18 protein-coding genes and 1 riboswitch are annotated in these 24,550 nt (G+C 66.2%); of the genes, 10 read left to right on the top strand and 8 right to left on the bottom strand.

Going from position 1 to position 24,550, the window contains the following annotated elements:
• Positions 1-2 precede the first annotated feature (2 nt).
• The 5 genes from AC5P5R_RS07915 to ilvC form a co-directional block, all read right to left on the bottom strand.
• Entirely contained in the window at positions 3-1,589 is a 1,587-nt protein-coding gene (locus tag AC5P5R_RS07915) for a 2-isopropylmalate synthase (protein ID WP_012481201.1), read from the bottom strand.
• Positions 1,586-2,677 carry a threonine dehydratase gene (locus AC5P5R_RS07910; protein WP_033835631.1) on the bottom strand — a complete coding sequence of 364 codons (1,092 nt, stop codon included), beginning with the start codon at positions 2,675-2,677 and terminating at the stop codon, positions 1,586-1,588. Before AC5P5R_RS07910 ends, AC5P5R_RS07915 begins: the two co-directional genes overlap by 4 nt.
• 96 nt (positions 2,678-2,773) lie before the next feature.
• On the bottom strand, positions 2,774-3,025 hold the full coding sequence (locus AC5P5R_RS07905; protein ID WP_005410947.1) for an ACT domain-containing protein: 252 nt from the start codon (positions 3,023-3,025) through the stop codon (positions 2,774-2,776).
• Positions 3,009-4,745, bottom strand: coding sequence for an acetolactate synthase 2 catalytic subunit (ilvG, locus tag AC5P5R_RS07900; RefSeq protein ID WP_100438092.1), 1,737 nt, complete (start codon positions 4,743-4,745; stop codon positions 3,009-3,011). The genes AC5P5R_RS07905 and ilvG overlap by 17 nt, the downstream gene beginning before the upstream one ends.
• A 39-nt stretch (positions 4,746-4,784) precedes the next feature.
• A complete protein-coding gene (ilvC, locus tag AC5P5R_RS07895) occupies positions 4,785-5,759 on the bottom strand; it encodes a ketol-acid reductoisomerase (protein WP_005410945.1) in 975 nt (324 codons plus the stop codon).
• A 659-nt stretch (positions 5,760-6,418) separates the two neighbouring features.
• Here ilvC and ggt point away from each other — a divergent pair.
• On the top strand, positions 6,419-8,137 hold the full coding sequence (gene ggt, locus AC5P5R_RS07890; protein ID WP_100438131.1) for a gamma-glutamyltransferase: 1,719 nt from the start codon (positions 6,419-6,421) through the stop codon (positions 8,135-8,137).
• A gap of 564 nt (positions 8,138-8,701) precedes the next feature.
• Here ggt and AC5P5R_RS07885 read toward each other — a convergent pair.
• Entirely contained in the window at positions 8,702-10,279 is a 1,578-nt protein-coding gene (locus tag AC5P5R_RS07885; protein WP_164281701.1) for a BCCT family transporter, read from the bottom strand.
• Positions 10,280-10,499: 220 nt separating this feature from the next.
• A riboswitch (TPP riboswitch) is annotated at positions 10,500-10,600 on the top strand.
• Positions 10,601-10,682: 82 nt separating this feature from the next.
• On the opposite strand from AC5P5R_RS07885, the gene thiC reads away from it, so the two are divergent.
• The 6 genes from thiC to AC5P5R_RS07855 all read left to right on the top strand — a co-directional run bounded on the left by thiC (position 10,683) and on the right by AC5P5R_RS07855 (position 20,351).
• Positions 10,683-12,527 (top strand): phosphomethylpyrimidine synthase ThiC, encoded by a 1,845-nt coding sequence (gene thiC, locus AC5P5R_RS07880; protein WP_100438091.1) that lies wholly within the window; start codon positions 10,683-10,685, stop codon positions 12,525-12,527.
• 139 nt (positions 12,528-12,666) lie between these two features.
• Complete coding sequence (locus AC5P5R_RS07875; RefSeq protein WP_005410941.1) at positions 12,667-13,338, top strand: ion channel; 672 nt, start codon at positions 12,667-12,669, stop codon at positions 13,336-13,338.
• Between the two features lie 269 nt (positions 13,339-13,607).
• Positions 13,608-15,938: a winged helix-turn-helix domain-containing protein gene (locus AC5P5R_RS07870; RefSeq protein WP_100438090.1), complete on the top strand. Its 2,331-nt coding sequence runs from the start codon at positions 13,608-13,610 to the stop codon at positions 15,936-15,938.
• Between the two features lie 114 nt (positions 15,939-16,052).
• Positions 16,053-16,952 (top strand): helix-turn-helix transcriptional regulator, encoded by a 900-nt coding sequence (locus AC5P5R_RS07865; protein WP_164281700.1) that lies wholly within the window; start codon positions 16,053-16,055, stop codon positions 16,950-16,952.
• A gap of 49 nt (positions 16,953-17,001) precedes the next feature.
• Positions 17,002-19,965 (top strand): TonB-dependent receptor plug domain-containing protein, encoded by a 2,964-nt coding sequence (locus AC5P5R_RS07860; RefSeq protein WP_495226353.1) that lies wholly within the window; start codon positions 17,002-17,004, stop codon positions 19,963-19,965.
• Positions 19,966-20,144: 179 nt separating this feature from the next.
• A complete protein-coding gene (locus tag AC5P5R_RS07855) occupies positions 20,145-20,351 on the top strand; it encodes a hypothetical protein (protein WP_005410937.1) in 207 nt (68 codons plus the stop codon).
• 57 nt (positions 20,352-20,408) lie between these two features.
• Here AC5P5R_RS07855 and AC5P5R_RS07850 read toward each other — a convergent pair whose 3' ends face one another.
• Positions 20,409-21,530, bottom strand: coding sequence for an HDOD domain-containing protein (locus AC5P5R_RS07850; protein ID WP_005410936.1), 1,122 nt, complete (start codon positions 21,528-21,530; stop codon positions 20,409-20,411).
• A 152-nt stretch (positions 21,531-21,682) separates the two neighbouring features.
• Positions 21,683-22,219 (bottom strand): inorganic diphosphatase, encoded by a 537-nt coding sequence (gene ppa / locus AC5P5R_RS07845; RefSeq protein ID WP_005410935.1) that lies wholly within the window; start codon positions 22,217-22,219, stop codon positions 21,683-21,685.
• A gap of 184 nt (positions 22,220-22,403) precedes the next feature.
• Between ppa and AC5P5R_RS07840 the strand changes: the two genes are divergently transcribed.
• From AC5P5R_RS07840 to AC5P5R_RS07830, 3 genes are all read left to right on the top strand, one after another.
• Positions 22,404-22,877, top strand: coding sequence for a hypothetical protein (locus AC5P5R_RS07840; RefSeq protein WP_044570834.1), 474 nt, complete (start codon positions 22,404-22,406; stop codon positions 22,875-22,877).
• Between the two features lie 72 nt (positions 22,878-22,949).
• On the top strand, positions 22,950-23,450 hold the full coding sequence (locus AC5P5R_RS07835; protein ID WP_005410933.1) for an RNA polymerase sigma factor: 501 nt from the start codon (positions 22,950-22,952) through the stop codon (positions 23,448-23,450).
• A gap of 104 nt (positions 23,451-23,554) precedes the next feature.
• On the top strand, positions 23,555-24,490 hold the full coding sequence (locus AC5P5R_RS07830; protein ID WP_099497316.1) for a FecR family protein: 936 nt from the start codon (positions 23,555-23,557) through the stop codon (positions 24,488-24,490).
• The last annotated feature ends 60 nt before the right edge of the window (positions 24,491-24,550 follow it).

Genomic DNA, 24,550 nt, shown 5'->3' with positions numbered 1-24,550 from the left:
CCTCAGGCGGTGGCAGGGGTGGGAACGTCGGTGCTGTTGTGGGCGGTGGCCTGGCGCTGGCGCAGCAGGCGGTTGGCCACATCCAGCCAGGCCAGCGCGGAGGCTTCGATGATGTCCTTGCTGGTGCCGGTGCCGTCGTACTCCACGCCTTCGTGGCGCACGCTCAGGTTGGCCTCACCGCGCGCATCGGCGCCGATGCCGACGCTGTGCACGTGGTAGCTGTCCAGCATCAGCTGCACGCCGGTAGCGGCCGACAGCGCGCCGAACAGCGCATCGACCGGGCCATCGCCCTGCGCGGTCTCGGCCACGCGGTTGCCGTCCGGGTCGGACAGTTCGACCAGCGCGTTGGCGCGGCTGCCGACATCGCTGATGGTCATCGAGGCCAGGCGGTAGCCCTGCGCGTTGGAGCCGCCCTGCATCAACGTCTGCAGGTCGGCATCGGTGACCACGCGCTGCTGTTCGCACAGGCCCTTGAACTGCTCGAACACCAGTTTCAGTTCGTCTTCGTCCAGCCAGAAGCCCAGCGCACGCAGACGCGCTTCAACAGCGGCACGGCCACTGTGGCGGCCCAGCACCATCTGCGAATCCTCCCAGCCCACGTCTTCCGGGCGCATGATTTCGTAGGTGCCGCGGTGGCGCAGCATGCCGTGCTGGTGGATGCCCGATTCGTGGGCGAACGCGTTGGCGCCGACGATGGCCTTGTTGCGCTGTACCGGCATGCCGACCAGGCGCTGCAGCAACTGCGAGGTGCCGACGATGCGCGGGGTGTTGATCGAACTGTCCTGCTCGTAGAAGGCCTGGCGCACCTTCAGCACCATCGCGATCTCTTCCAGCGAACAGTTGCCGGCGCGCTCGCCGATGCCGTTGACGGTGCACTCGACCTGGCGCGCGCCGCCTTCGATGGCGGCCAGCGAGTTGGCCACGGCCAGGCCCAGATCATTGTGGCAGTGCGCGCTGAAGATCACATTGGCGGCGTTCGGAACGTCGGCGACGCCGGCGATGACCTGCTGGAACATCGCGCGGATTTCTTCCGGCGTGGTGAAGCCGACGGTGTCGGGCAGGTTGATGGTGGTGGCACCGGCGGCGATCGCCACGCGCGCGACTTCGATCAGGTAATCCAGCTCGGTACGGGTGGCATCCTCGGCCGAGAATTCGACATCGTCGATGTAGGAGCGGGCCAGCGATACATGCTTGCGTACCGACTCCAGGACCTGCTCGCGGGTCATCCGCAGCTTGTGCTCACGGTGCAGCGGGCTGGTGGACAGGAACACGTGCAGGCGCGGGTTGGCGGCCGCTTCCAATGCACGTGCCGAGGTTTCGATATCGGCCTGCAGGCAGCGCGACAGCACCGCCAGGCTCAGGCTCGGGCGGCGCAATTCGCGGCCGATCAGTGCCATCGCTTCGCGGTCGGACTGCGAGCTGGCCGGGAAGCCGGTCTCGATGATGTCCACGCCCAGTTCGTCCAGCGCACGCGCCATCACCAGCTTCTGCGGCGGGCTCATGCTGCAGCCGGGGGACTGCTCGCCGTCACGCAGGGTGGTGTCGAAGATGCGGATGCGCGGGGTGGTAATTCGTTCGATGGTGGTCACAGGGAAATCTCCTCGACAGCGGGCGTTGCGGCTTGCAGGTGGGAAGGGGAAGGCATGGGGGAGGGCGGCGCGCTGGCCTTGGCGGGCGAGCGGGGTGTTTCGCTGCGCCGTCGCCGTGGCTTGCGCGGCGGGCGCGGTCGGATGTCGGTAAGCAGGCCGGCCAGCACGCCGGCATCGATGTTCCCGCCGGAGACCACCGCGCACTTGCGGCGGCCAGCGACGCGGCGGCCAGCGGCCAGCGCCAGCGCGCCGGCACCCTCGGCAATGATGTGTTCTTCCAGTGCCAGCCGGACCAGGGTTTCGCGCAGTTCGGCTTCGCGCACGATCACCACATCGTCCAGCAGCGAGGTGCACAGGCGACGGGTCAGGAAGCCGGGGATCTTCACCCGCACGCCGTCGGCCAGCGAGGCGACGGGTGCGATCTCGCGCACGTCGCCGCGGATCGCGCGTGCCATCGAATCAACGCCTTCCACCTGCGCGCCGACCACGCGCACGCCCTGTGATTTCAGCGCCAGGGCCACGCCGGAAGCCAGGCCACCGCCACCGATCGGCACGATCACCACGTCCGGGGCATGCGCGGCCAGCTCGATGCCGACCGTGCCCTGGCCGGCGATCACGTCGGCATCGTCGAACGCGGACAGGAAGCGGTAGCCGTGGCGTTGTGCCAGTTCGACCGCGAAGGCGTAGGCTTCGTCATAGCTGTTGCCGTGCTGGCGCACGGTCGCGCCCCAGTGGGCGACGCCGGCGATCTTGGTGGCGGGTGCACCATGCGGCATCACAGTGATGGCCGGCACATCCAGGCGATAGGCGGCCCAGGCCACGCCCTGGGCGTGGTTGCCGGCCGAGGCGCAGATCACCGGCCGGGTGTCGCCGCGTTCGCGGCCGGCCAGCAGTGCATTCAATGCGCCGCGCACCTTGTAGGAACCGGTGCGCTGCAGGTTCTCCAGCTTCAGCCAGGTACCGAAGCGTTCGGCGTGGTGCAGCGGGGTGGGCGGCAGGAAGCGGCGCAGGCGGGCCTGCGCTGCCAGGACGTCGGCGACGCTTACGTCGCCGACATCGCTTTCCTGGCTGGTGTCAGCGGCCGGCATGGGCCACCAGCGCGGTGCGGAAGACCGCCGCATGCGGGCACGGGCGGCGAAGAAGACGCCTCCGTACCGGCACCGTGGTCGCTACGGTACGGGTGTTCATGGCGATACTCCTTCCACGGCGGTGACCTGCACGGACACGCAGTCGTAGATCTTCTCGATCTGCCGGCACAGCGTTTCCGCCGGGCGCTGGCCATCGACGACCAGCTGCAGGTGCCAGCGGCCATCGTCGGCGGCCACCGGCGCACCGCTGATCGCACGCGGCGCAAAGCCGCGGCGTTCGGCCATGCCGATCACGCGCAGCAGCGCGCCTTCGGCCGGGTGCAGCACCAGGTCAAGCCGGTATTGCATTGGGGGTCTCCTGGCGGGCGTGGGCGGGATTGCTTTCCAGCATCGTGCTGTTGGCGGTGTTCGGCGGCACCAGCGGCCACACGTTGGCGCGTGCATCGATGGCCACGTGCAGCAGTGCCGGGCCCGGTTCGGCCAGCAGCGCGGCCAGGCCGCCTTCCACGTCGTCGCGGTTGTCGATGCGGGTGGCGGCAATGCCGAACACCTGCGCCAGGGCTACGAAGTCCGGGTTGTCGGACAGGTCGATCTCGCTGTAACGCTCGGCGAAGAACAGTTCCTGCCACTGCCGCACCATGCCCAGCGAACTGTTGTCCAGCAGCACGATCTTCACCGGCAGGCGGCAGCGGGCGATGGTCGCCAGCTCCTGCACGTTCATCATGAAGCTGCCGTCGCCGGACACCAGTACCACGGTGCGCTCCGGACAGGCGAACTGCGCACCCATCGCCGCTGGCAGGCCGAAGCCCATCGTGCCCAGTGCGCCACTGGTCAGGTGGTTGCGGGGATGGTTGAAGCGGCAGTGCTGGGCCACCCACATCTGGTGCTGGCCGACATCGCAGGCGATCACCGCATCGGTCGGTGCCAGCTCGCTCAGGCGCTTCAGCAGCGCCGGGGCGTAGATGTGCTGGCCCGGTGCGTCGTAGCGGGCAGCGAAGCGGTCGCGGTGCTGCGCACAGCGCTTGCGCCATGCATCCTGGTGGGCCTTGGGGGAGGGGAAGGCCGCACGCAGGGCGCGGATGGCGTGACCGACATTGCCAGGCACGGCGACGTCGGCACTGCGCAGCTTGGAGATCTCGTAGGCGTCCGCATCGATGTGGACGACGCGGGCAAATGGCGCGAACTCGGCCAGCTTGCCGGTCGCGCGGTCGTCGAAGCGCGCGCCCAGCACCAGCAACAGGTCGCTTTCCTGCACCGCCATGTTGGCCGCGCGGGTGCCGTGCATGCCCAGCATGCCCAGCGACTGCGGATGGTGGGCCGGCAGTGCACCGAGGCCGCGCAGGGTCATCACGGTGGGGATGGCACTGGCCTCGACGAAGTCGCGCAGGTCCTGCACGGCATCACCCAGGGCGATGCCGCCACCTGCGTAGACCACCGGCTTTTCGGCCGCCGCCAGCGCGGCGATGGCCTCGGCGATGGCGGCCTCGGCCGGCGCCGGCGGCGGTTCGACGCTGCTGGGCACATGCGCCGGCAGATGGCTGGCATCGGCCAGCTGCACATCCTTGGGCAGGTCGATCAGCACCGGGCCGGGGCGACCCTCACGGGCAATGCGGAACGCATCGGCCACCACGCGCGGCAGGTCATCGACGCTGCGCACCAGCCAGCTGTGCTTGACGATCGGCATCGTCAGGCCGAACACATCCAGTTCCTGGAAGGCGTCGGTGCCCAGCAGCGGCGTGCCGACCTGGCCGGTGATGCAGACCATCGGTACCGAATCCAGCATCGCATCGGCAATGCCGGTGACCAGGTTCGAGGCGCCCGGGCCGGAGGTGGCCACGCAGACGCCCACCTGGTTGCTGGCGCGGGCGAAGCCGTTGGCGGCCAGCGCCGCGCCCTGCTCATGGCGTACCAGGATGTGCTTCAGCGACGAATCCACCAGCGCGTCGTAGAACGGCATGATGGTGCCACCGGGATAGCCGAACAGCGTGCGGACGCCTTCGGCCTCCAGCGCCTGGGTCAGCCAGCGCGCGCCGTTGGGCGGCGCGCTGCGATGTGTCGAAGAGTTCATGGGGGAACCTTGCAAAGCGGGTGGGGGAGGGCCGCGTGGTTACGCGGCCTGTCCTTGCAACCAGACCATCTTGGCGCGCAGTTCCTTGCCCACCTTCTCGATCGGGTGCTCCAGGTCGGCCTGCTTGAACCTGTTGTAGTTCGGCAGGCCCGCTTCGTACTCGGCCACCCAGTTCTTGGTGAAGGTGCCGTCCTGGATGTCCTTCAGCACCTCCTTCATGCGTTCCTTGGTGCCGGCATCGATCACGCGCGGGCCGCTGACGTAGTCGCCGTACTGCGCGGTCTCGGAGATGAACTCCAACATGCGCGAGATACCGCCTTCATAGAACAGGTCCACGATCAGCTTCAGTTCGTGCAGCACTTCGTAATAGGCGATCTCCGGCTGGTAGCCGGCTTCGACCAGGGTCTCGAATCCGGCCTGCACCAGCGCCGAGGCACCGCCGCACAGCACCGCCTGCTCACCGAACAGATCGGTCTCGGTTTCTTCCTTGAAGGTGGTCTGGATCAGGTTGGCGCGCGCACCGCCGAGGCCGGCCGCATAGGCCTGCGCATGCTGCGCGGCCTTGCCGCTGATGTCCTGGTAGACCGCCCAGATGCACGGCACGCCACGGCCGATCTCGTACTCACGGCGCACCAGCGCGCCGGGGCCCTTCGGCGCGACCAGCACCACGTCCAGGTCGGCACGCGGCTCGATCATCCCGTAATGCACGTTCAGGCCATGCGCGAACAGCAGGCACGCCCCCTGTTTCATGTTCGGCGCCAGCACGTCGTTGTAGAGCTTCTTCTGCACCATGTCCGGGGTCAGCACGGCAACCAGGTCGGCGTCCTTCACGGCCTCGGCGGGCGCGATCACGGTGAAGCCATCGGCCTGCGCCTTGGCTTCGGTCGGCCCGCCCGGACGCAGGCCTACCACCACGTCGAAGCCGGATTCGCGCAGGTTCAGTGCGTGGGCGCGGCCCTGGCTGCCGTAGCCGATGACGGCGATCTTGGTCTGGGGCAGGTCGTTGGTGCTCATGGGGGAGGTTCCTTGCGGTGGGAAGAAAAAAGAACGGCCGGTCGTCGAGGTGACGTGCCGGCCGGTCAGGGGAAAGCGGTGGAGGAGACGCCGCGCATCGCACAGGCACAGCCACCACGAGGCGTGGTGGTGCAGGTCCGGGTTGTGCGATGAGCGTTGGTCATGGTGGTTGCGTCTGAAACCAGGTTCTGAAATGAAAAAACCCGCACCGGGGTGGGTGCGGGTTTTTGAAGAGTTCCGGTGTGTGTGTGTTGCTTACACGCTGGCTCGTCCCGCACCTGTTGGTTGGGTAATAAGTACGAGCACAAGAATCGAACGCAGCGAGGCGGCGCCGGTGTCGGCGGCTTCGATGTGGGTTCGTGGTGGCGTGTTGTGATGCAACATGTGATCGAGAGAAACACAGCCATTTCGACGGTGTCAACCCTCGCGACGGATTTTCTATCGGTTTCCGCTGCATCCAGCGCAATCGCTTGCGGCACAAGGATGGTTGCTGCTGAAAGTGTTTCGGTGAACCCGAATTCACTCCTTTCGGGGCGGTTTTTGCGCGGAATCCGGTGGATTTTTCCGCCCAAGGATCAACGTCCATGACGTCTGTCCGATACCGCGTGAAGGCCGCAGCGGCGAAGATCGGGGAACCACCCGTCCATCGGAACCCGACCGTGTCCCGACGCCTTGCCCGTTCCCTGCTCGCTGCCGCCGTACTGGCTGCCGTACCCGCGCTGTCCTTCGCCGCCGACCGCATCACCGGCCACACCTTCGCCACCCGTTCGGAGGTGATCGCCCCGCATGCGATGGCCGCGACCTCGCAACCACTGGCCACCCAGATCGCGCTGGACGTGATGAAGGGCGGCGGTTCGGCAGTGGACGCGGCGATTGCCGCCAACGCCGCGCTCGGCCTGATGGAGCCGACCGGCAACGGCATCGGCGGCGACCTGTTCGCCATCGTGTGGGACCCGAAGACCCAGAAGCTCTACGGCTACAACGGCTCGGGCCGCTCGCCGAAGTCGCTCACCCTGGCCGAGTTCCAGCGCCGTGGCCTGAAGAACATCCCGGCCACCGGTCCACTGCCGGTGTCGGTGCCGGGTGCCGTCGATGGCTGGTTCGCGCTGCACGACCGCTTCGGTCGCAAGCCGATGGCCGACAACCTGGCGCCGGCCATCCGCTACGCCCGCGAGGGTCACCCGGTGGCCGAGGTGATCGCCTACTACTGGGACCGCTCGGTGCCCAAGTTGTCGCAGTACCCGGGCTTCAAGGAGCAGTTCACGATCAACGGCCACGCCCCGCGCAAGGGCGAGATGTGGAAGAACGCGAACCTGGCCAGCACCCTGCAGAAGATCGCCGACGGTGGCCGCGACGCCTTCTACAAGGGCGAGATCGCCCACACCATCGGTGACTACTTCAAGGCCAACGGTGGCTACCTGAGCTACCAGGACATGGCTGACCATCATGGCGAGTGGGTCGAACCGGTCAGCAGCAACTACCGTGGCTACGACGTGTGGGAACTGCCACCGAACAGCCAGGGTATCGCCGCACTGCAGATCCTCAACGTGCTGGAAGGCTACGACTTCTCGAAGATCCCGTTCGGTTCACCGGAACACGTGCACCTGTTTGTCGAAGCGAAGAAGCTGGCCTTTGCCGACCGTGCGCGTTTCTACGCCGACATGGCGTTCCAGCCGGCGCCGGTGCAGAAGCTCATCTCCAAGGAGTACGCCGCGCAGCGTCGTGCGCTGATCTCGATGGACAAGGCGTTGAAGGAAGTGCAGCCGGGCACGCCGAAGCAGCTGGAGGAGGGCGACACGATCTACATGACCGTGGCCGACGCCGACGGCATGATGGTTTCGCTGATCCAGTCCAACTACCGTGGCATGGGCAGCGGCATGGCACCGCCCGGTCTGGGTTTCATCCTGCAGGACCGTGGCGAGATGTTCGTGCTGCAGAAGAACCATCCCAACGGCTACGCGCCGGGCAAGCGTCCATTCCAGACCATCATTCCGGGGTTCATCACCAAGGGCGGCAAGCCGTATGCCAGCTTCGGCGTGATGGGCGGCGCGATGCAGCCGCAGGGCCATGCGCAGATCGTGATGAACCTGGTGGATTTCGGGATGAACCTGCAGGAAGCCGGCGATGCGCCGCGCATCCAGCATGAAGGTTCCACCGAGCCGACCGGCCAGGCCACGGCGATGACCGACGGCGGCGAAGTGAATCTGGAGACCGGCTTCCCCTACGAGACGGTGCGTACGCTGATGCGCAAGGGGCATCGCATCGTGTTCGCCGATGGGCCTTATGGCGGGTACCAGGCGATCATGCGCGATCCCGAGAGCGGGGTTTATTACGGAGCTTCGGAGAGTCGCAAGGATGGGCAGGCGGCGGGGTACTGAGTTTCCCGGCCAACGGGCTGAGCCCCCTCTGCGGTGGTGGCAGTGATACGGGGCTTGGCCGGGCGGGTGGATTGTCTGGGGGCCGCTGCAAGTACGTCCATGTAAGCTCGGTCGCCGCATCCATGCGGCTCACGCCCCCAGCCAACCCACCCGCCCGGCCACGGACAGTTTCCGTGGCCGTCACCGCAGGAAAAGAAAAGGAAGAGCAAGAGCAAGAGCAAAGGCAACGGCAACGGCAACGGCAACAGCCGCGCGCTGTGGGTTGGGGTCGGATCCGTTTTCCGAAGGAAAACGGATCCGACCCCTTCTTGTTTTCCGATACACCTCTTCCACGCATGGCGTGGAAAACCAACCGTCACCGGGAAATTGTCGGAAGCGGGGAGGGGGCCGATGGCGGGACCGTCCACGGCATGGATGCCGTGGCCGAGCCTACAGGGACGTACTTGCGGCGTGTCCCGCCATCGGCCCCCTCCCCGCCAAACCAGCAGAAATCCAGAGCCGCTTTTGAAGTTGTTGTTGCCGTTGCTTGAAAAAAGCGGTGCAGCCGCAGGCTGCAAAACACCCTCAATCCTGATCGTGCGCGCGCGCTGCCTCGGCCTGCGTCTCCTCCTGCGCCGCCATCTCGCGTGCAATCCACGCATCGATCATGTGCCGCTGGCGCTGCGCCTGCCGCCGCTCCCGCGTGTACTCCTGGTCCAGCACCCGGTACAGCGACACCATCACCAGCACCATCAGCAGCGCGAATGGCAATGCCGCGATCGTGATCATGCCCTGCAGCGCGTCCAGGCCTCCGGCCAGCAGCAACGCCGCTGCAATCAGTGCCACCGCAATGCCCCAGGCCAGCTTGCGCTTCAACGGTGGGTCGCCAGCCTCGTCGGTGGACATGCTGGCCAGCACCAGGACCGCCGAATCGGCCGAGGTCACGAAGAAGATCATCAGCAGCACCAGCGCGATGCACGACAGCAACAACGGTAGCGGCATGCTGTCGAACAGTGTGAACAACACCGTCTCGTAGCCATTGCCAAGCGCCTGCACCAGATCGGCGTGGCCGAAGATCTGTGCCCACAACGCAGTGCCGCCGAACACCGCGAACCAGAAGAAGCCCAGCAGCGTCGGTGCGAGCACGACGCCGATCACGAACTCGCGCACGCTGCGGCCGCGCGAGATGCGCGCGATGAACGATCCCACGAACGGCGCCCACGAGATCCACCAGGCCCAGTAGAAGATCGTCCAGTCCGCCACCCAGGTGCTGCCGGAGAACGGTGACATGCGCAGGCTCATCGTCACCAGCTGGTTGAGGTAGGAGCCCAGCGTGGTGGTGAACGTATCGAAGATGAAGCCGGTCGGCCCCAGCACCAGCAGGATGGCTGCCAGCAGGGCAGCCAACGCCAGGTTGAAGTTGGACAGCCACTTCACACCTCGCTCCACGCCACTGGCGGTGGAGGCCATGTACAACACGAAGGCGACGGCAATGATGGTCATCTGCACGGCGACGGTAGCCTGCACGCTGAAGACGCGTTCGATACCGGCAGCAATCTGGATGGTGCCGAAGCCGAGCGTGGTGGCGACACCGATCGCGGTGGCAACTACGGCGGCGATGTTGACCACCCGACCGATCCAGCCGCGATGGTGGCGGCCGATGATCGGCTGCAGCATGTCGCTGACCAGGCCGCGTCCATTGCGGTTGAACTGGAACCAGGCCATCGCCTGACCGATCAGTGCGTAGATCGCCCACGGGTGCAGGCCCCAGTGGAAGAACGCATAGCGCATCGATGCGCGCGCCGCATCCAGGCTTTGCGGCGCCAGGCCTTCCGGCGGCTTGCTGAAATGCGAGATGGGCTCGGCCGCACCCCAGAACACCAGGCCGATGCCCATGCCGGCGGCGAACAGCATCGACATCCAGCTGGCACGCGAGAACTCGGGTTCGGCGTCCTCGCCGCCGATGCGCAGATTGCCGAAGCGGCCGAACGCCAGGTACATCAGGAACACCAGCGCCAGGAACACCACCAGCAGGTACAGCCAGCCGACACTGCGGATGACTTCCGCCAGCATCGACTGGACCACGGTGTTGAAGGGGCCGGGGGCGATACCGGCGAGCAGCACCAGCAGCAGAACCAGTGCGATGGAAACGCGAAACACCATGAAGGAGCTTCTCCGATCAAGGGGGATTGAGGGGAGCGAGCAGAGCTTGCGGCGAAGGGCCGGCGGCATGCAGCACGGACCGGGCAGGGGCCGCGAAGGCGGCGGGGAACGCATCGATCTCAGCAACGCGATGGCGTGCACGTTACTGAACGCGACGTCATGGTTCCGTTAACGAATGGCGATCTGATCCCGGAGGCGGGCGGTCTATGCTCTAATGCGCACCAAGAAGCGGGGGTACCGGGCCATGTGGCCACGGTTGAGACAGTCCCTTGGAACCTGATCCGGCTCATACCGGCGTAGGGAAGCTTTGCAATGCAGCTGTGCCCGGACTCCGCCCAAGGACCGTCCGTGCGCGGGTGCCGTGCGCCGCCGCTTCGTCCCTGACCTTCCTGGACGATGCCCGATGAACGCACAGCTCTCCGCCCTGCAGCAACAGGCCCAGCAACTCTCCGCATCCGTGACCCGGCCCATTCCCGGCTCGCGCAAGATCCACGTGCCCGGTTCACGCCCGGATCTTCAGGTGCCGATGCGCGAGATCGCGCTGACCCGTACGCCGACGCTGTTCGGCGGCGAAGAGAATGCGCCGGTGACCGTTTACGACACGTCGGGCCCGTACACCGACCCGGAGGTGCGCATCGATCTGTCCGCCGGTTTGCCGGCACTGCGTCGCGGCTGGGTGGAAGAGCGCGGTGATACCGAGCAGCTTGAAGGACTGAGTTCTTCGTTCGGTCGCGATCGCGAGCATGACCCGAAGCTTGACGCGGTGCGTTTCCCCGCGCGCAGCCTGCCACGCCGCGCACGTGCCGGTGCCAACGTCACCCAGATGCATTACGCGCGCCGCGGCATCATCACGCCGGAAATGGAATTCGTCGCCATCCGCGAGAACCAGCGCCTGGACGCGATCCGGGATGCCAGCCTGCTGCAGCAGCACCCGGGCGAGGCCTTCGGCGCGTCGATCCAGAAGGTCATCACCCCTGAGTTCGTGCGCGACGAGATTGCACGTGGCCGCGCGGTGCTGCCCAACAACATCAACCATCCGGAAAGCGAGCCGATGATCATCGGGCGCAACTTCCTCACCAAGATCAACGCCAACATCGGCAACAGCGCCGTATCTTCCGGCATCGCCGAGGAAGTGGAAAAGCTGGTGTGGGCGATCCGCTGGGGCGGCGACACGGTGATGGATCTGTCCACCGGCAAGCACATCCATGAGACCCGTGAATGGATCATCCGCAACTCGCCGGTGGCCATTGGTACCGTGCCGATCTACCAGGCGCTGGAAAAGGTTGATGGTCGTGCCGAGGCGCTTACCTGGGAAATCTTCCGCGACACGCTGATCGAGCAGGCCGAGCAGGGCGTGGACTACTTCACCATCCACGCCGGCGTACTGCTGCGCTACGTGCCGCTCACCGCCAAGCGGGTGACCGGCATCGTCAGCCGCGGGGGCTCGATCATGGCCAAGTGGTGCCTGGCGCACCACAAGGAGAATTTCCTCTACACGCATTTCGAAGAGATCTGCGAAATCATGAAGGCCTACGACGTGACCTTCTCGCTGGGCGATGGCCTGCGCCCGGGTTGCATCGCCGATGCCAACGATGCAGCGCAGTTCGGCGAACTGGAAACGCTGGGTGAACTGACGAAGATCGCCTGGAAACACGATGTGCAGACCATGATCGAAGGCCCCGGCCACGTGCCGATGCAGCTGATCAAGGAAAACATGGACAAGCAGCTGCGCGAATGCGGCGAAGCGCCGTTCTACACGCTGGGCCCGCTGACGACCGACATCGCGCCGGGCTACGACCACATCACCAGTGCGATCGGCGCGGCGATGATCGGCTGGTTTGGCACGGCCATGCTCTGCTACGTGACGCCGAAGGAACACCTGGGCCTGCCCAACCGCCAGGACGTGCGCGACGGCATCATGGCTTACCGCATTGCCGCGCACGCGGCCGACCTGGCCAAGGGGCATCCGGGCGCACAGGTACGCGACAACGCGCTGAGCAAGGCGCGCTTCGAGTTCCGCTGGGAGGACCAGTTCCACCTGGGCCTGGATCCGGAAAAGGCCAAGGAATTCCACGACGAGACGCTGCCGAAGGACGCGCACAAGCTGGCCCACTTCTGCTCGATGTGCGGACCGCACTTCTGTTCGATGAAGATCACCCAGGACGTGCGCGACTACGCCGAGGCCGGCATGAAGGAGAAGTCGCAGGAGTTCCGTGCTGGCGGGGCCGAGGTCTACCGCCAGGGGTGACGGGTAACGGGTAGTGCCGGCCGCCGGCCGGCATTCCGTCGTGCACGGGACCGGGGAGAGTGCTGGCCAATGGCCGGCACTACCGTTCATCACGCCGCGCCCGGCTATCCTCCGCGCATCGCCCAGGGGAAAGGACGCCATGCCCGTTGCCACGACCACCCGCTGGCTGGCCATCGCCCGCCGCCATCCTTCGGCCTGGCTCCTGGCCGCCCAGTTGATCGCGGTGCTGCTGTATCCCGCCCTCGATGACACCGCCGCTGGCCGGGCGGCGCTGGGCATGTTCGGCATGGCGGTACTCGGCCTGGCGCTGTGGGTGGTCCAGCGCAGTCCGCTGGGAACCTGGCTGGCATTGCTGCTGGCCATTCCATCGGTGGTGTTCTCGCTGGCTGGCGCCCTGCTTGACCGCAGCGCGCTGCTGACCACCGCGCAGCTGCTGGAAAGCCTGCTGTACTTCTATACGGCCGGGGCATTGATCGCCTACATGCTGCAGGACCATCGAGTAACACGCGACGAACTGTTCGCGGCCGGGGCAACCTTCACCCTGCTGGCCTGGGGCTTCGCCTTTGCATTCGCGGTGTGCCAACAGTGGTATCCAGGCAGTTTCCAGGGCGCGACGGCTGGCCCCGAACGCAGCTGGATGGAGCTGCTTTATCTGAGCTTCAGCTTGTTGTCCGGAGTTGGATTGAGTGACGTCGTGCCGTTGCACCCGCAGGCACGGGCCTTGGTGATGCTCGAACAGTTCGCAGGCGTCATGTATATCGGCCTTGTGGTGTCGCGTCTGGTCGGATTGACCATGCTTCGGCGCATGTGAAAATGAACGCCAGATAAAAATTTCGCGCCCATAAGGGCGCGAATGGTGATGCAGATTATGTGAATGCGTCGGCGAGAGAGAGCCTGAGTGTCGACCCCGTCATAGGCGGGGTAACCGGCTTAGGCTAATATCCGGGGGCGTTATTGTTTTTGCGGTATGCGCCGATGCTTTGTGCGGAATCTGGCTTTTCGATGGCCCTGTCCAGGGACGGTGGGGACGGTATTGCTGGTGAGCCCTGCCCAGGTCCCGTCCCTACTGTATAGCGGAAAATGAACAGCAGCGAACTCACGCCCATTGACGCCGACCGCGTGCAGGTCGGCGACTGTGTCATCACCTTGTCCTCGCGTGAGGTCGAGGTTGAAGGCGCGCGCCGTCCGCGGCGGCTGACGCCGAAAGCGCTGGGCGTACTTCGCGTGTTGATGCGGCAGCCTGGGCGCGTGGTCACCCGTGAAGAGCTGTTTGCCGAGGTCTGGCCCGATACGTTGCCGACCAATGACGTGCTGACCCAGGCCGTCACCCAGCTGCGCAAGGCGTTCGCCAACGACGATGACAATGGCCAGGCCTACATCGAGACCATCGCCAAGAGCGGCTATCGGCTGCTGGTACCGGTGCAGGCGCTGGACGACTTCGAGCCGGTGGCGGAAGTGGACGCGCTGGCCGTTGCGGATGTGATGCCGTCGCCGGACGGTGCCGGCACGATTCCGGCGCTGGCCGTGCCGGCAGCGCCTTCACGCCGGCGTGGCTGGCGCCAGCTGCGCCGCCAGCTGTTGTGGGTGCTGGGCGTGATGATGCTGGCCGCGCTGCTGGTCATGGCCACATTGTTGCTGCGGCGCGGGCCGGAGCCGAGTTCACCGGTGGATGCAGCGGTCGAGAACGGCGTGCGGGTGATCGGCAGCCCGCAGCGTCCCTATCGCCTGATCACCGCTACCAGTGGTTTTGAAACCTATCCCACACTTTCGCCGGACGGCTCCCAGGTTGCCTACGAAGGCGCCAACGAGGATGGCGCCGGAGGTGGTGTGATCAAGGTGCAGACCTCGGGCAATGCGCCGGCCCGGCAGCTGGCACTACCGCCAAAGGGGGCCAGTGACCGTTTCCCGAGCTGGTCACCGGACGGGCGCGAGATCGCTTTTGCCCGCTTTGGAGCCGACGGCGGTTGCCAGGTGCTGATCGCCAGTGCCACTGGCGGCGGCGTGCGCCAGGCGACCCGTTGCGATGGAACCGAGCTGCTCAGCTTCGACTGGACACCGGATGGCCGCGGCCTGGTCTTTGGCAGCATGGTGGGCCGCTATGCCCATCGCGGTATCCGTGTGCTCGACCTGGCCAGCGGCCAGTGGCGGGCGTTGGACTACGCGGTCGATCAGGATGATTTTGACTACGCGCCACGCTACTCGCCCGACGGCAAGTGGCTGGTGTTCGTGCGCAATCCACAGATGGGCGACCTGTGGCGGATGCCGGCCGGAGGCGGTGAGCTGGAGCAGTTGACCAACGAATCCGCCGAACAGCGTGGCTGGGCCTGGCTGGGCGATGGGCGCAGCATCGTGTTCGGCCGGCGCGTGGACAGCGAGGTGCGGTTGTACTACCTGGACGTGGAGCGCCGCACCTTGCGTGATGCCGGCCTCGACGACGCACAGTGGCCTGCGGTGTCGCGCCACGGCGACGTGCTGGCCTTCGTTCACCGCCGTGCCCAGTTCGGCGTGTTCAAGGTGCCGATGGCCGGCGGCAGCGCCGAGCGGCTGTTCGCGTCCAGCGGGCGCGACGGGCAGCCGATGGCGGCGCCCGACGGTCGCCAGCTGGTCTTCACCTCCGATCGTTCCGGCAGTTTCGCGCTGTGGTGGGCGGACATGCAGCGGCCCGACTCACTGCGGCCGATCGAGGGCCTGCGTCCGGAGGGGCGGCAGGCGCCGGACTGGTCGGCCGACAGCCGCCAGCTGCTGGTGGTCGGGCGTGACGAGCATGGGCGTACCGTTGTCTACGAGATCGCCCCGCGCGACGAGCACCTGCAACCGCTGCCGGTTCCGGTGGATCAGCCGCTGCAGGCCCTGTACGGGGCAACCCCGGAGCAGCTGCTGGTAGTCGAGCGCGATGCAGAGCAACGCACCCGGTTGAGCCTGTTCGATCGCAGCGTGACCCCCTGGCGCCGCCTGGCCAGTATCGACGGCGTCTCCCAGGCGCGTTTCGATCGCGGCGATGGCCGCGTGCTGTTCACACGCCTGGCGTCCGGCGGCTTGTGGTCGGTGGATGCGGCACTGTCCCCGGCCAGCGTGCAGCAGGTCAGTGAAGACCGGCCCAGCCGATGGCGCTATCGCACCTGGACGGTGGCGGGCACCGGTGGCATCGGGTATCTCGGCAACTCGACCGAATGCGGTACGACCTTGATCCATATCCAGGCCGGCGCCGAAGCCCCCGAGCGCTGCCTGGACCGGCAGCGGCTCAGCGCGGGCAACGGCATCAGTGCCAGCGCCGATGGCCGGGACCTGTACGTCGCCCTGGCGGTCAGCGATGGTGCCGACATCGGCGTCATGCAGCTGCCCCGGTCGACGCCGGCACTGTTCCCGGCCTTTCTCAAGTCGTTGATCCTGAAGAAAAATATCTCTTCGTGATTTTTTCGTGGAGTTCTCGCCGCGAATTCGTGGCGATCTCGGCGGATTTTCCTGACGGGCTGACGCCTGATTAGGCAAAACGGAAGCCTGTATCAGGCAAACCCGTGGTGCCCCATGCGTCAACTCTCGCTGGCCGATCGTGGCCAAACCGTCTCCCTCGACAAGGCGCTCGACGATCTCGCGCCGACCTGCATGGGCGTGGCCCGGCTCGGCAGCCTGCAGACCGCAGGGTCAAGCTTCACTGTCTGGCTGCAGGTGCGGGGCAGTTCCTGGGTGGAAGCCAAGGAAGGGCGTTTCCGCCTGCGCCATGGCGAGTGGATTGCCTTCGAGAAGGAGTCGCGCCCGTTGGTGCAGGCCGGCCGTAACGGACTGTGCGTGGGCCTCAGCCTGACTGCGGAGGCGATGCGGGTGCTGTCCGAGATGGCCGACTGCGGCCTGTATGCCGGTCGTGGTCGCATGAGCCGCGGCGACGCCCGCGTTGCCCTGCGCCTGTGGCGCGATGCGCTCGACAGCGGCCTGCCAGCGCAGGCGCTGCGCCCGCTGTTGTTGCATCTGGCCGGCCTGCAGCGTGGCCTGGCCGACAACGTACAGCGCTGCCCCGGTCGCTCACGCAGCCGCAAGCGCCAGGTGTTCGGCCGCATGCAGCGCGCCCGTCTCTATCTGGAGGGCAACAGCCACCGCGTGGTGCGGATCGGCGAACTGGCCGAGCTGACCAACTTCTCCAGCTGGTACCTCTCCAAGACCTTCCAGAGCCTGTATGAAGAGAGCCCCCAGTCGCTTTCGGCACGGTTGCGCCTGGAGCGGGCCGCAGATCTGCTGCGCGACACCGACATGATGGTGGGCGAGGTCGCCGCGGCCAGCGGATTCGACAACTGCTGCAGCTTCGCGCGGGCCTTCCGCGCCCGTTACGGGCAGTCTGCTTCCCGGTTCAGGGAAAACGGCGGCTTGCTCCCGCCACACTCTGCAAAGTCTACGGTTGGGTCGCGCAAATACAGCATCGCAACGCAATCGTAACGTGCTGGAGCGTTTTAACACGCTACTAACACGTACCTTGGAGAGATTGATGAACGTTCGCACCCCTGCCGTGCGGCTGGGCCTGCTGCCCGCCGGCATCGCGCTGGCGCTGGCACCGGCATTTGCTTCCGCACAGGAAGCCAGTGCCCCGACCACCCTTGATCGCCTGGAAGTCACCGGCTCCCGCATCCGCTCGGTGGATGTGGAAACCTCCCAGCCGGTCCTCACCGTAAGCCATGAGGACATCCAGCGTTCGGGCCTGGTCAGCGTCGGCGACCTGCTGCAGAACCTGTCCGTGGCGGGCACCCAGACCTTCAGCAAGGCGGCCGTGCTGGCGTCCAACCCGGAACAGGGCGGCCAGTACGTCAGCCTGTACAACCTGGGTGAGCAGCGCACGCTGGTGCTGGTCAACGGCAAGCGCTGGAGCACCAGCCTGGCCGGCTTCACCGACATGTCGACCATCCCGACCTCGCTGATCGAGCGCATTGAAGTCCTGAAGGACGGCGCCTCGGCGATCTACGGTTCCGACGCCATCTCCGGCGTGGTCAACATCATCCTGCGCAAGAACTTCGATGGCGCCGAGGCCAGTGCCTACTATGGCCAGAACAGCCACGGCGACGGTTCCAAGACCCAGTACAGCCTGACCCTGGGTGCCAGCGGCGAGCGCTCCTCGATCGTGTTCGGCGCGAACTACATCAAGGAAGATCCGGTGTGGGCCAAGGATCGTGGCCTGACCAAGTACTCCTATGGCCAGGGCCACAAGGAAGACGGTCTGAGCCCGGCTGGCCCGTGGGGTCGTTTCACCGATCCGCGTGCCGAAGGCACCGCCGGTGCTGGCGAATACAACAAGGCTGGCAAGTGGGTCCCGAACACCTGGGTGGTCAACCACACCGGTTTCTGGGACACCCCGGTCGGCGTTGGCCAGCCGTCGAACAACTTCAACAACTACCACCTGATTGGTCTGGACGACTACTACAACGCCTCGCAGCAGATGATGCTGAACCAGGGCGCTGAGTCGAAGACCATGTTCACCTCGGCCAGCTACGACATCAACGACAACCTGCGTCTGAAGTCGACGGCGATGTACTCCGAGCGCGATTCCAAGCGCCAGATCGCCGGCTACCCGCTGACCGGCACCTCGCAGCCGCAGTTCCCGGTGGCGATCAGCAAGGACAGCATCTACAACCCGCTGGGCAACTGGGCCAACCCGGGCGCCGGCGTTGACATCGGTGGCTGGGGCCGTCGTATCTTCGAACTGCCGCGCATCACCCAGAACAACGTCAAGTCGCTGCACTTCGACGCGGCCCTGGAAGGCAACTTCGACTTCAACAACCGTCCGTTCGACTGGGATGTGGGCATCAACTACAACCAGTTCGACGTGACCCAGACCAGCTCGGGCAACATCAACCTGCTGGCCCTGAAGAACGCCCTCGGCCCGTCGTTCATCAACGCCAACGGCGTCGCCCAGTGCGGCACCGCTGCCAACCCGATCGCGCTGGGCACCAGCCCGGGCAGCTGCGTCCCGTTCGACCTGCTGGGCGGCGCCAGCGCTGCGACCCCGGATGCGCTGAAGTACATCAATACCCTGCTGAACTCGACCGGCCAGAGCAAGAGCAAGCAGTACTTCGCCAACATCACCGGTTCGCTGTTCGACATGCCGGGCGATGCGGGCGAGTTCGCCTTCGCTGCCGGTTACGAGCATCGCGAAGTGTCGGGCTACGATCACCCGGACGCACTGTCCTCCTCGGGTTACACCACCGAGCTGGCCGCGCAGCCGACCGAAGGCAAGTACAAGACCAACGAGTTCTACCTGGAACTGATGGTGCCGCTGCTGCGTGACCTGCCGGGTGCCAAGGAGCTGTCGCTGGATATCGCCAGCCGCTACTCGGACTACGACAAGTTCGGCAACACGGTCAACAGCAAGTTCAGCGTGACCTGGAAGCCGATCGACGACCTGCTGGTGCGTGCGACCTACGGCGAGGGCTTCCGTGCCCCGACCCTGGACGACACGTTCGGTGGTGGTTCGCAGACCTTCGACAAGTTCACCGATCCGTGTGATGCCGTGTTCGGCCAGCGCAGCAACCCGGCCGTTGCAGCTCGTTGCGGTGCTGAAGGCCTGGCGTCCGACTTCCGTCAGACCGACGCTGCCGGTCGTCCGATCAGTGCCCGTGACACCCAGGGTAACAACCCGTTCAACTCGGGTGTGGGCAACGACAAGCTGCAGCCGGAAACCAGCAAGACCCGCACCGCGGGCCTGGTCTGGAGCCCGAGCTTCGTCAGCGGCCTGAACGTCTCGCTGGACTGGTACAAGATCACTGTCGACAACGTGATCACCGCGCTGTCGGCGAACTACGTGCTGAACCAGTGCTACCAGAACGGTGTGCAGGCCTTCTGTGACCAGTACAGCCGTGGCGACGTCGCCAACGGCCAGCAGGTCACCGGCCTGAGCCGCGGCAACGCGAACCTGGGCTCGCTGGAAACCGAAGGCTACAACTTCGGCGTCCGCTACCGCATGCCGGAATACAGCTTCGGTACCCTGTCGTTCAACCTGGACACCAACTACCTGACCAGCTTCCGTCAGCAGGCCACCAAGGGTGCTGCATGGGATGACTACGCAGGCTACTGGAACTACCCGCGTGTCCGCGGCACCCTGGCCAGCACCTGGACCAAGGGCGACCTGTCGGCCACCTGGACCATGCGTTACTACGGCGGCTTCCGCGACTTCTGCTACGACCAGGAAAATGGCCTGGAGTGCAACCAGCCCGATTACTACACCGAGAACGGTGGCTGGAGCGGTGGCCTGGGTGCCAACAAGAAGGGCGCGATCGTCTATCACGACATCTCGGCCACCTGGCAGGCCCCGTGGAACGGCAGCGTGACCGTCGGTGCCCGCAACGTGTTCGGCAAGACCCCGCCGATCACCTACGCGGTGACCAACGCCAGTGCCGTGCAGCTGGACCCGATGCTGGATTACGACCGCTTCCTGTTCATCCAGTACAACCAGCGCTTCTGATCCATCGAAGCCTGAAGGCAAGACGAGGAGGGCGGGCCGCAAGGCCCGCCCTCTTTGCGTTTGGCAGAGCCGGGTCGGGAAATTCTGAATCGGGCAGTTCAGCGACAAAGGTCACGCTTGTCGCAACTGGACCGCTGGTAGGTTCGCAGAGGTCCATTCCGGACCAAGGAGAGCGCGAAATGAACAACGCGATGCCACGTATGTTTGCTGCTGCAGTTCTCGCCGTCCTGAGCCTGGCCGGCAGTGTGTCGGCCGGTCCGCTGGTGTGTGCCAATGGCCGTTATTGCGCGGAGGTGCGCAGCAACTGCATCAAGGCCGGTGAGGATGCGGCGTACTGCCAGTTCCTGTTCGAGCGCTGCGTGTACGACCACTGCGCGCAGCCCTGATGCAACGAAGGCGCGTCCCTGCGGACGCGCCTTCATCGTGTGGATTGCCGGTGGAACTCAGGCTTCGCTCGGCGTAAGCCCCATCAGGCTGTTGGCATGTTCGCGCCACTGCGGCAGTTTGTTGAGCACGCCCGCGCGCTGCAGATAGTCCTCATCCACCGGGTCGCCGTTGACCAGCGCCAGAGCCACGTGCACCGCGCCGGTCACCCAGAAGCTGCGGGTGTTGGCGCGCTGCGGTTGCAGGTGGAATGCCACCGCTTCGATGATCGGCATCGGCAGGCCCCACAGCCCCAGCAGGTAGGCACCGGCTTCGGCATGGCCCGGGCGGGTATCACCGGCCAGCGACGGCTCGGTGCGCTCGTTGCGTACGCCGGGCAGCAGCAGGCCGATGTCGGCCAGCAGTGCCGCGGTTGCGCCCAGTTCGGCACTGGACTCGGGCAGCAGGCGTGCGGCCAGGCGCGAGGCGAGCAGGGCGCGCTGCTGCAGCGAGTTGCGTTCGGCTGTCGACAGCGTCGGCGCCGAGAACACTTCACTGGCCAGCACCAGGTCACGCAGCGTGGCCAGGCCCAGCCGGGTGACTGCAGTACGCAGGTCGGCAATGGTGCGGCCCTGGCTGAAGAACGCCGAGTTCGACAACTGCAGCACCTTGGCGGCGATGGCCGGATCGGCGGCCACCAGCTTGGCCACGTCGGCGCTGTCGGCGTCGTCATCATGCTCCAGCGCCTGGGTCAGGCTCAGGTACAGGTGCGGCGGCGACGGCAGTTTCTCGATGCGGCCGATGGCATCGCGCAGGCGCGGGCTGTCCAGCACTTCGCGCAGCTCTTCCAGGCTGGTCAGCGCTTCCAGCAGTACTTCCGGTGCCAGTGGCAACGGCAGGAAACGGTGAGCGACACCGATCAGGCGTGCCGGCGGCGGCCGGTTGCCATGCTGTGCGTCCACCAGCGCGATGCGGATGGTTTCCGGACGCAGGGTCCTGATCTGGCCGAGCAGCGTGGTGGCATTGAGGTCCGGCAGCTGCGGGCAGACAATCACCGCGTCCACGCCCTGGGTGGCAACCGCGGTCATCGCGGTCTGGCCATCGGTGGCGGTCAGCGGCTGCCAGTCTTCCCCAAGATCGGCAATGAATTCGGTCAGCTCAGCCGGCAGGCTGGCTGCATCCCCAACAAGCAGAATACGCACGACACATTCCCCTGGCTGTCTCGACGATGGATGTCGATGACGTGTGAAGTGACGCAATTTACCTAATACGGCAGCAAGAGTGATGTGCCGTCATCATGAAACGTGACCCGCATCGCTCCGGCAGGGTACCGCCGGAGCGATCCGGTTCAGGCTCAGGCCTTGCTGTCGAGGTGGCGCTGGTGCGCCTCGATCAGGATCTGCTTGGCCTCAGCGGCGCCGCCCCAACCGTCCAGCTTGACCCACTTGCCCTTCTCCAGGTCCTTGTAGTGCTCGAAGAAGTGACCGATGCGCTCCAGCCAGTGGCTCGAAACCTGGGCGATGTCTTCAACGTGGGCGTAGCCACTGAAGATCTTCGAGACCGGCACGGCCAGGATCTTCTCGTCGCTGCCCGCCTCATCGCTCATCTTCAGCACGCCGACCGGACGGCAGCGCACGACCGAGCCCGGCACCAGCGGCAGCGGCAGCACCACCAGCACGTCGGCCGGATCGCCGTCGCCGCACAGGGTGCTCGGCACGTAGCCGTAGTTGCAGGGGTAACGCATCGGGGTGGACAGGATGCGGTCGACGAAGATCGCGCCGGTTTCCTTGTCCACTTCGTACTTCACCGGCTCCGAGTCCTTCGGGATCTCGATGATGACGTTGATTTCTTCCGGCGGGTTCTTGCCGGGCGAGACGAGTTCCAGACCCATGGTCGTGCTCCAGGTGGGGGATATAGACGGATAGCCCCCCATTTTATGCCTTTGCCGGGCGCTGTGCAGAGGGAGGGGCTGACCGCTGCGTGGGGCAGGGACCCACGCAGCAGGCCGGGGTTGGCTGATAGGGCCGGCCGGTGCGGGGGCGCAGGCTGGATCGACCTTGCCAAGGAGTCCGCCGATGAAAGTGTCTGCCCTGCCGTTCGCCCTGTTCTGCATGCTGCTGGTTGCGCCGTTGGCCCAGGCCTCTCCTTACGTCGACCTGATCGACTACCCGCGGCAGGAAGCCAACTGGGACCGCTTCTTTGCCCTGGAGGGACGTCTGCAGTACGGGTTCGACGCGATCTGCGGCGATACCTTCTGCGAAGGCGAGTACAGCGATATCCGCGCCCTGCGCCTGCGCTGCTCGGTGGACGCGATGCGCGGCACGGTGCATGAGTGCCTGTGGGCATTTGCCGCCAGTGACCTGGCTGTGTCGCGGCATGACGGTGCGATCGTCGCCCGGCAACCGACCTGGCTGTGCCGCCTGCCGCTGGAGCCTGGCACACCGGTGGAGGCCTTCCATGCCGCGCTCGCCGCCCGCAATCCACTGCATGACCCGTTGCCGGGGACCTCGCAGAGCGTCTATGACGGGCTGACCGGGTGCATCCATTGATGCGAACGTGACTGATTCTCATTAACGGAGTAGCATGCGCGGCGCCTTCCGTCTGTCGTCCCGGTTCCGCGCATGTCCTCCAATGCCGCCTCCCTCACCGAACTGCTGATCCGCGAGCGGCCTGCGCTGCTGCGCCGGGTGCAACGCATCCTGGGGGGCGACAACGGCGCCGAGGACGTGATCCAGGCGGTGTGGTTCAAGGCGCGTGGTGTCGATGACAGCCAGGCCATCGACAATCCGCGTGCCTACCTGTACCGGCTGGCCGCCAACCTGGCCACCGACCATGGCCGCGAATCGACCCGGCGCAACCGCCTGCTGGCCGACCACTACCTGTGGGGAGCGGACGAGGTCATCTCGACCGAGGAACAGGCCATGGCCCAGGACGAGCTGCAGCGTGTGCTGGATGCGGCCGGACACCTGCCGGAGCCGACCCGCACCATCTTCCGGCTCAACCGCCTGCAGGGCCTGACCCAGGCCGAGATTGCCCGCCGCCTCGGGGTGTCGGTGACCACCGTTGAGAACCATGTGCGCACCGCGTTGCAACGCCTGGCCTGGGCGCGCAGCGGCCGATGATCGCCCCGGCTTGGGGCTGGCCCTCGCTGAAACGTCTTGATCACTGGACCGCAGATGCGGTCTAGTTCCCCCGCCCGCGCTTGAATGCGCCTGTCCGCCAGCCGATGAGCCCGCCGAACACGCTGCCCGCCGCCAATGACGATGCCCTGGCCGAACAGGCCCGGGGCTGGATTGCGTGGCTGGCCTCGGGTGACATCGGCGAGGGACGCATGCACGAGTTCGAGCGCTGGCTGGCAGAGCCGGGGCACCGCCGGGCCTTCGAGCACGAGCGCACGCTGTGGCGCAGTGTCGGGCCACGCCCGCTGGCCCGGTGTGCCGAACGCCGCCGCCCGCATCGAATGCGCTGGGCGATGGCCGCTGCAGCTGTGCTGGCGATGCTGGTGGCATGGCCGGAGGCCTGGTTGCGGCTGCAGGCCGACCATCGCAGCTCGCACGTCGTGCAGAACGTAACGCTGCCCGATGGCAGCCGCGCAGTGCTGGATGCGGACAGCGCGATCACCGTGCGCTTCGATGCGCACGCACGCGAGGTCGAGCTGCTGCGCGGGCGCGTCTGGTTCGAGGTCAGCCCGGATGCGCAGCGGCGTTTCAGCGTGCGTGCCGGCAATGGCGTGGTTGAGGACATCTCGACCGCGTTCACCGTCGCGCGTGGCGATGACCGGGTGGAAACCCAGGTCGGGCAAGGCAGGGTGCGTGTGGCCAGCCCGGCCGACGGTGGCTGGACCTACCTGCAGGTGGGCCAGCGCGCCGTCTATGGCGAGCGCAGCGGCGTGACGCGCCTGCAGGATGTGGCGGCCGACAGCGTGGGTGCATGGCGCCAGGGCGAGCTGCTGCTGGAGCAGGCCAGCGTCGCCGACGCCGTGCAATGGGTGGGGCGCTATCGTGCCGGCCCGACGTTCGTGCGCGGTGATCTGTCGCGACTGCCGGCGATCAGTGCGGCGCTGCGCATCGATCGCCCGGAACAGGCGCTGGACGCGTTGGCGGCGACGGCAGGTCTGCAGGTCACCCGCCTGCCGCTCGGCGTCGCCATCATCCATCAGTAGATCCACGCCATGCGTGGATGATGTTCCCGATGTGCCGGCCAACGGTCGGCACCCACCGCG

Source organism: Stenotrophomonas sp. YJH_SMC_19 (assembly GCF_059367915.1).
The sequence above is the reverse complement of the archived record's forward strand: the minus strand, read 5'-3'. Positions and strand labels throughout refer to the sequence as shown.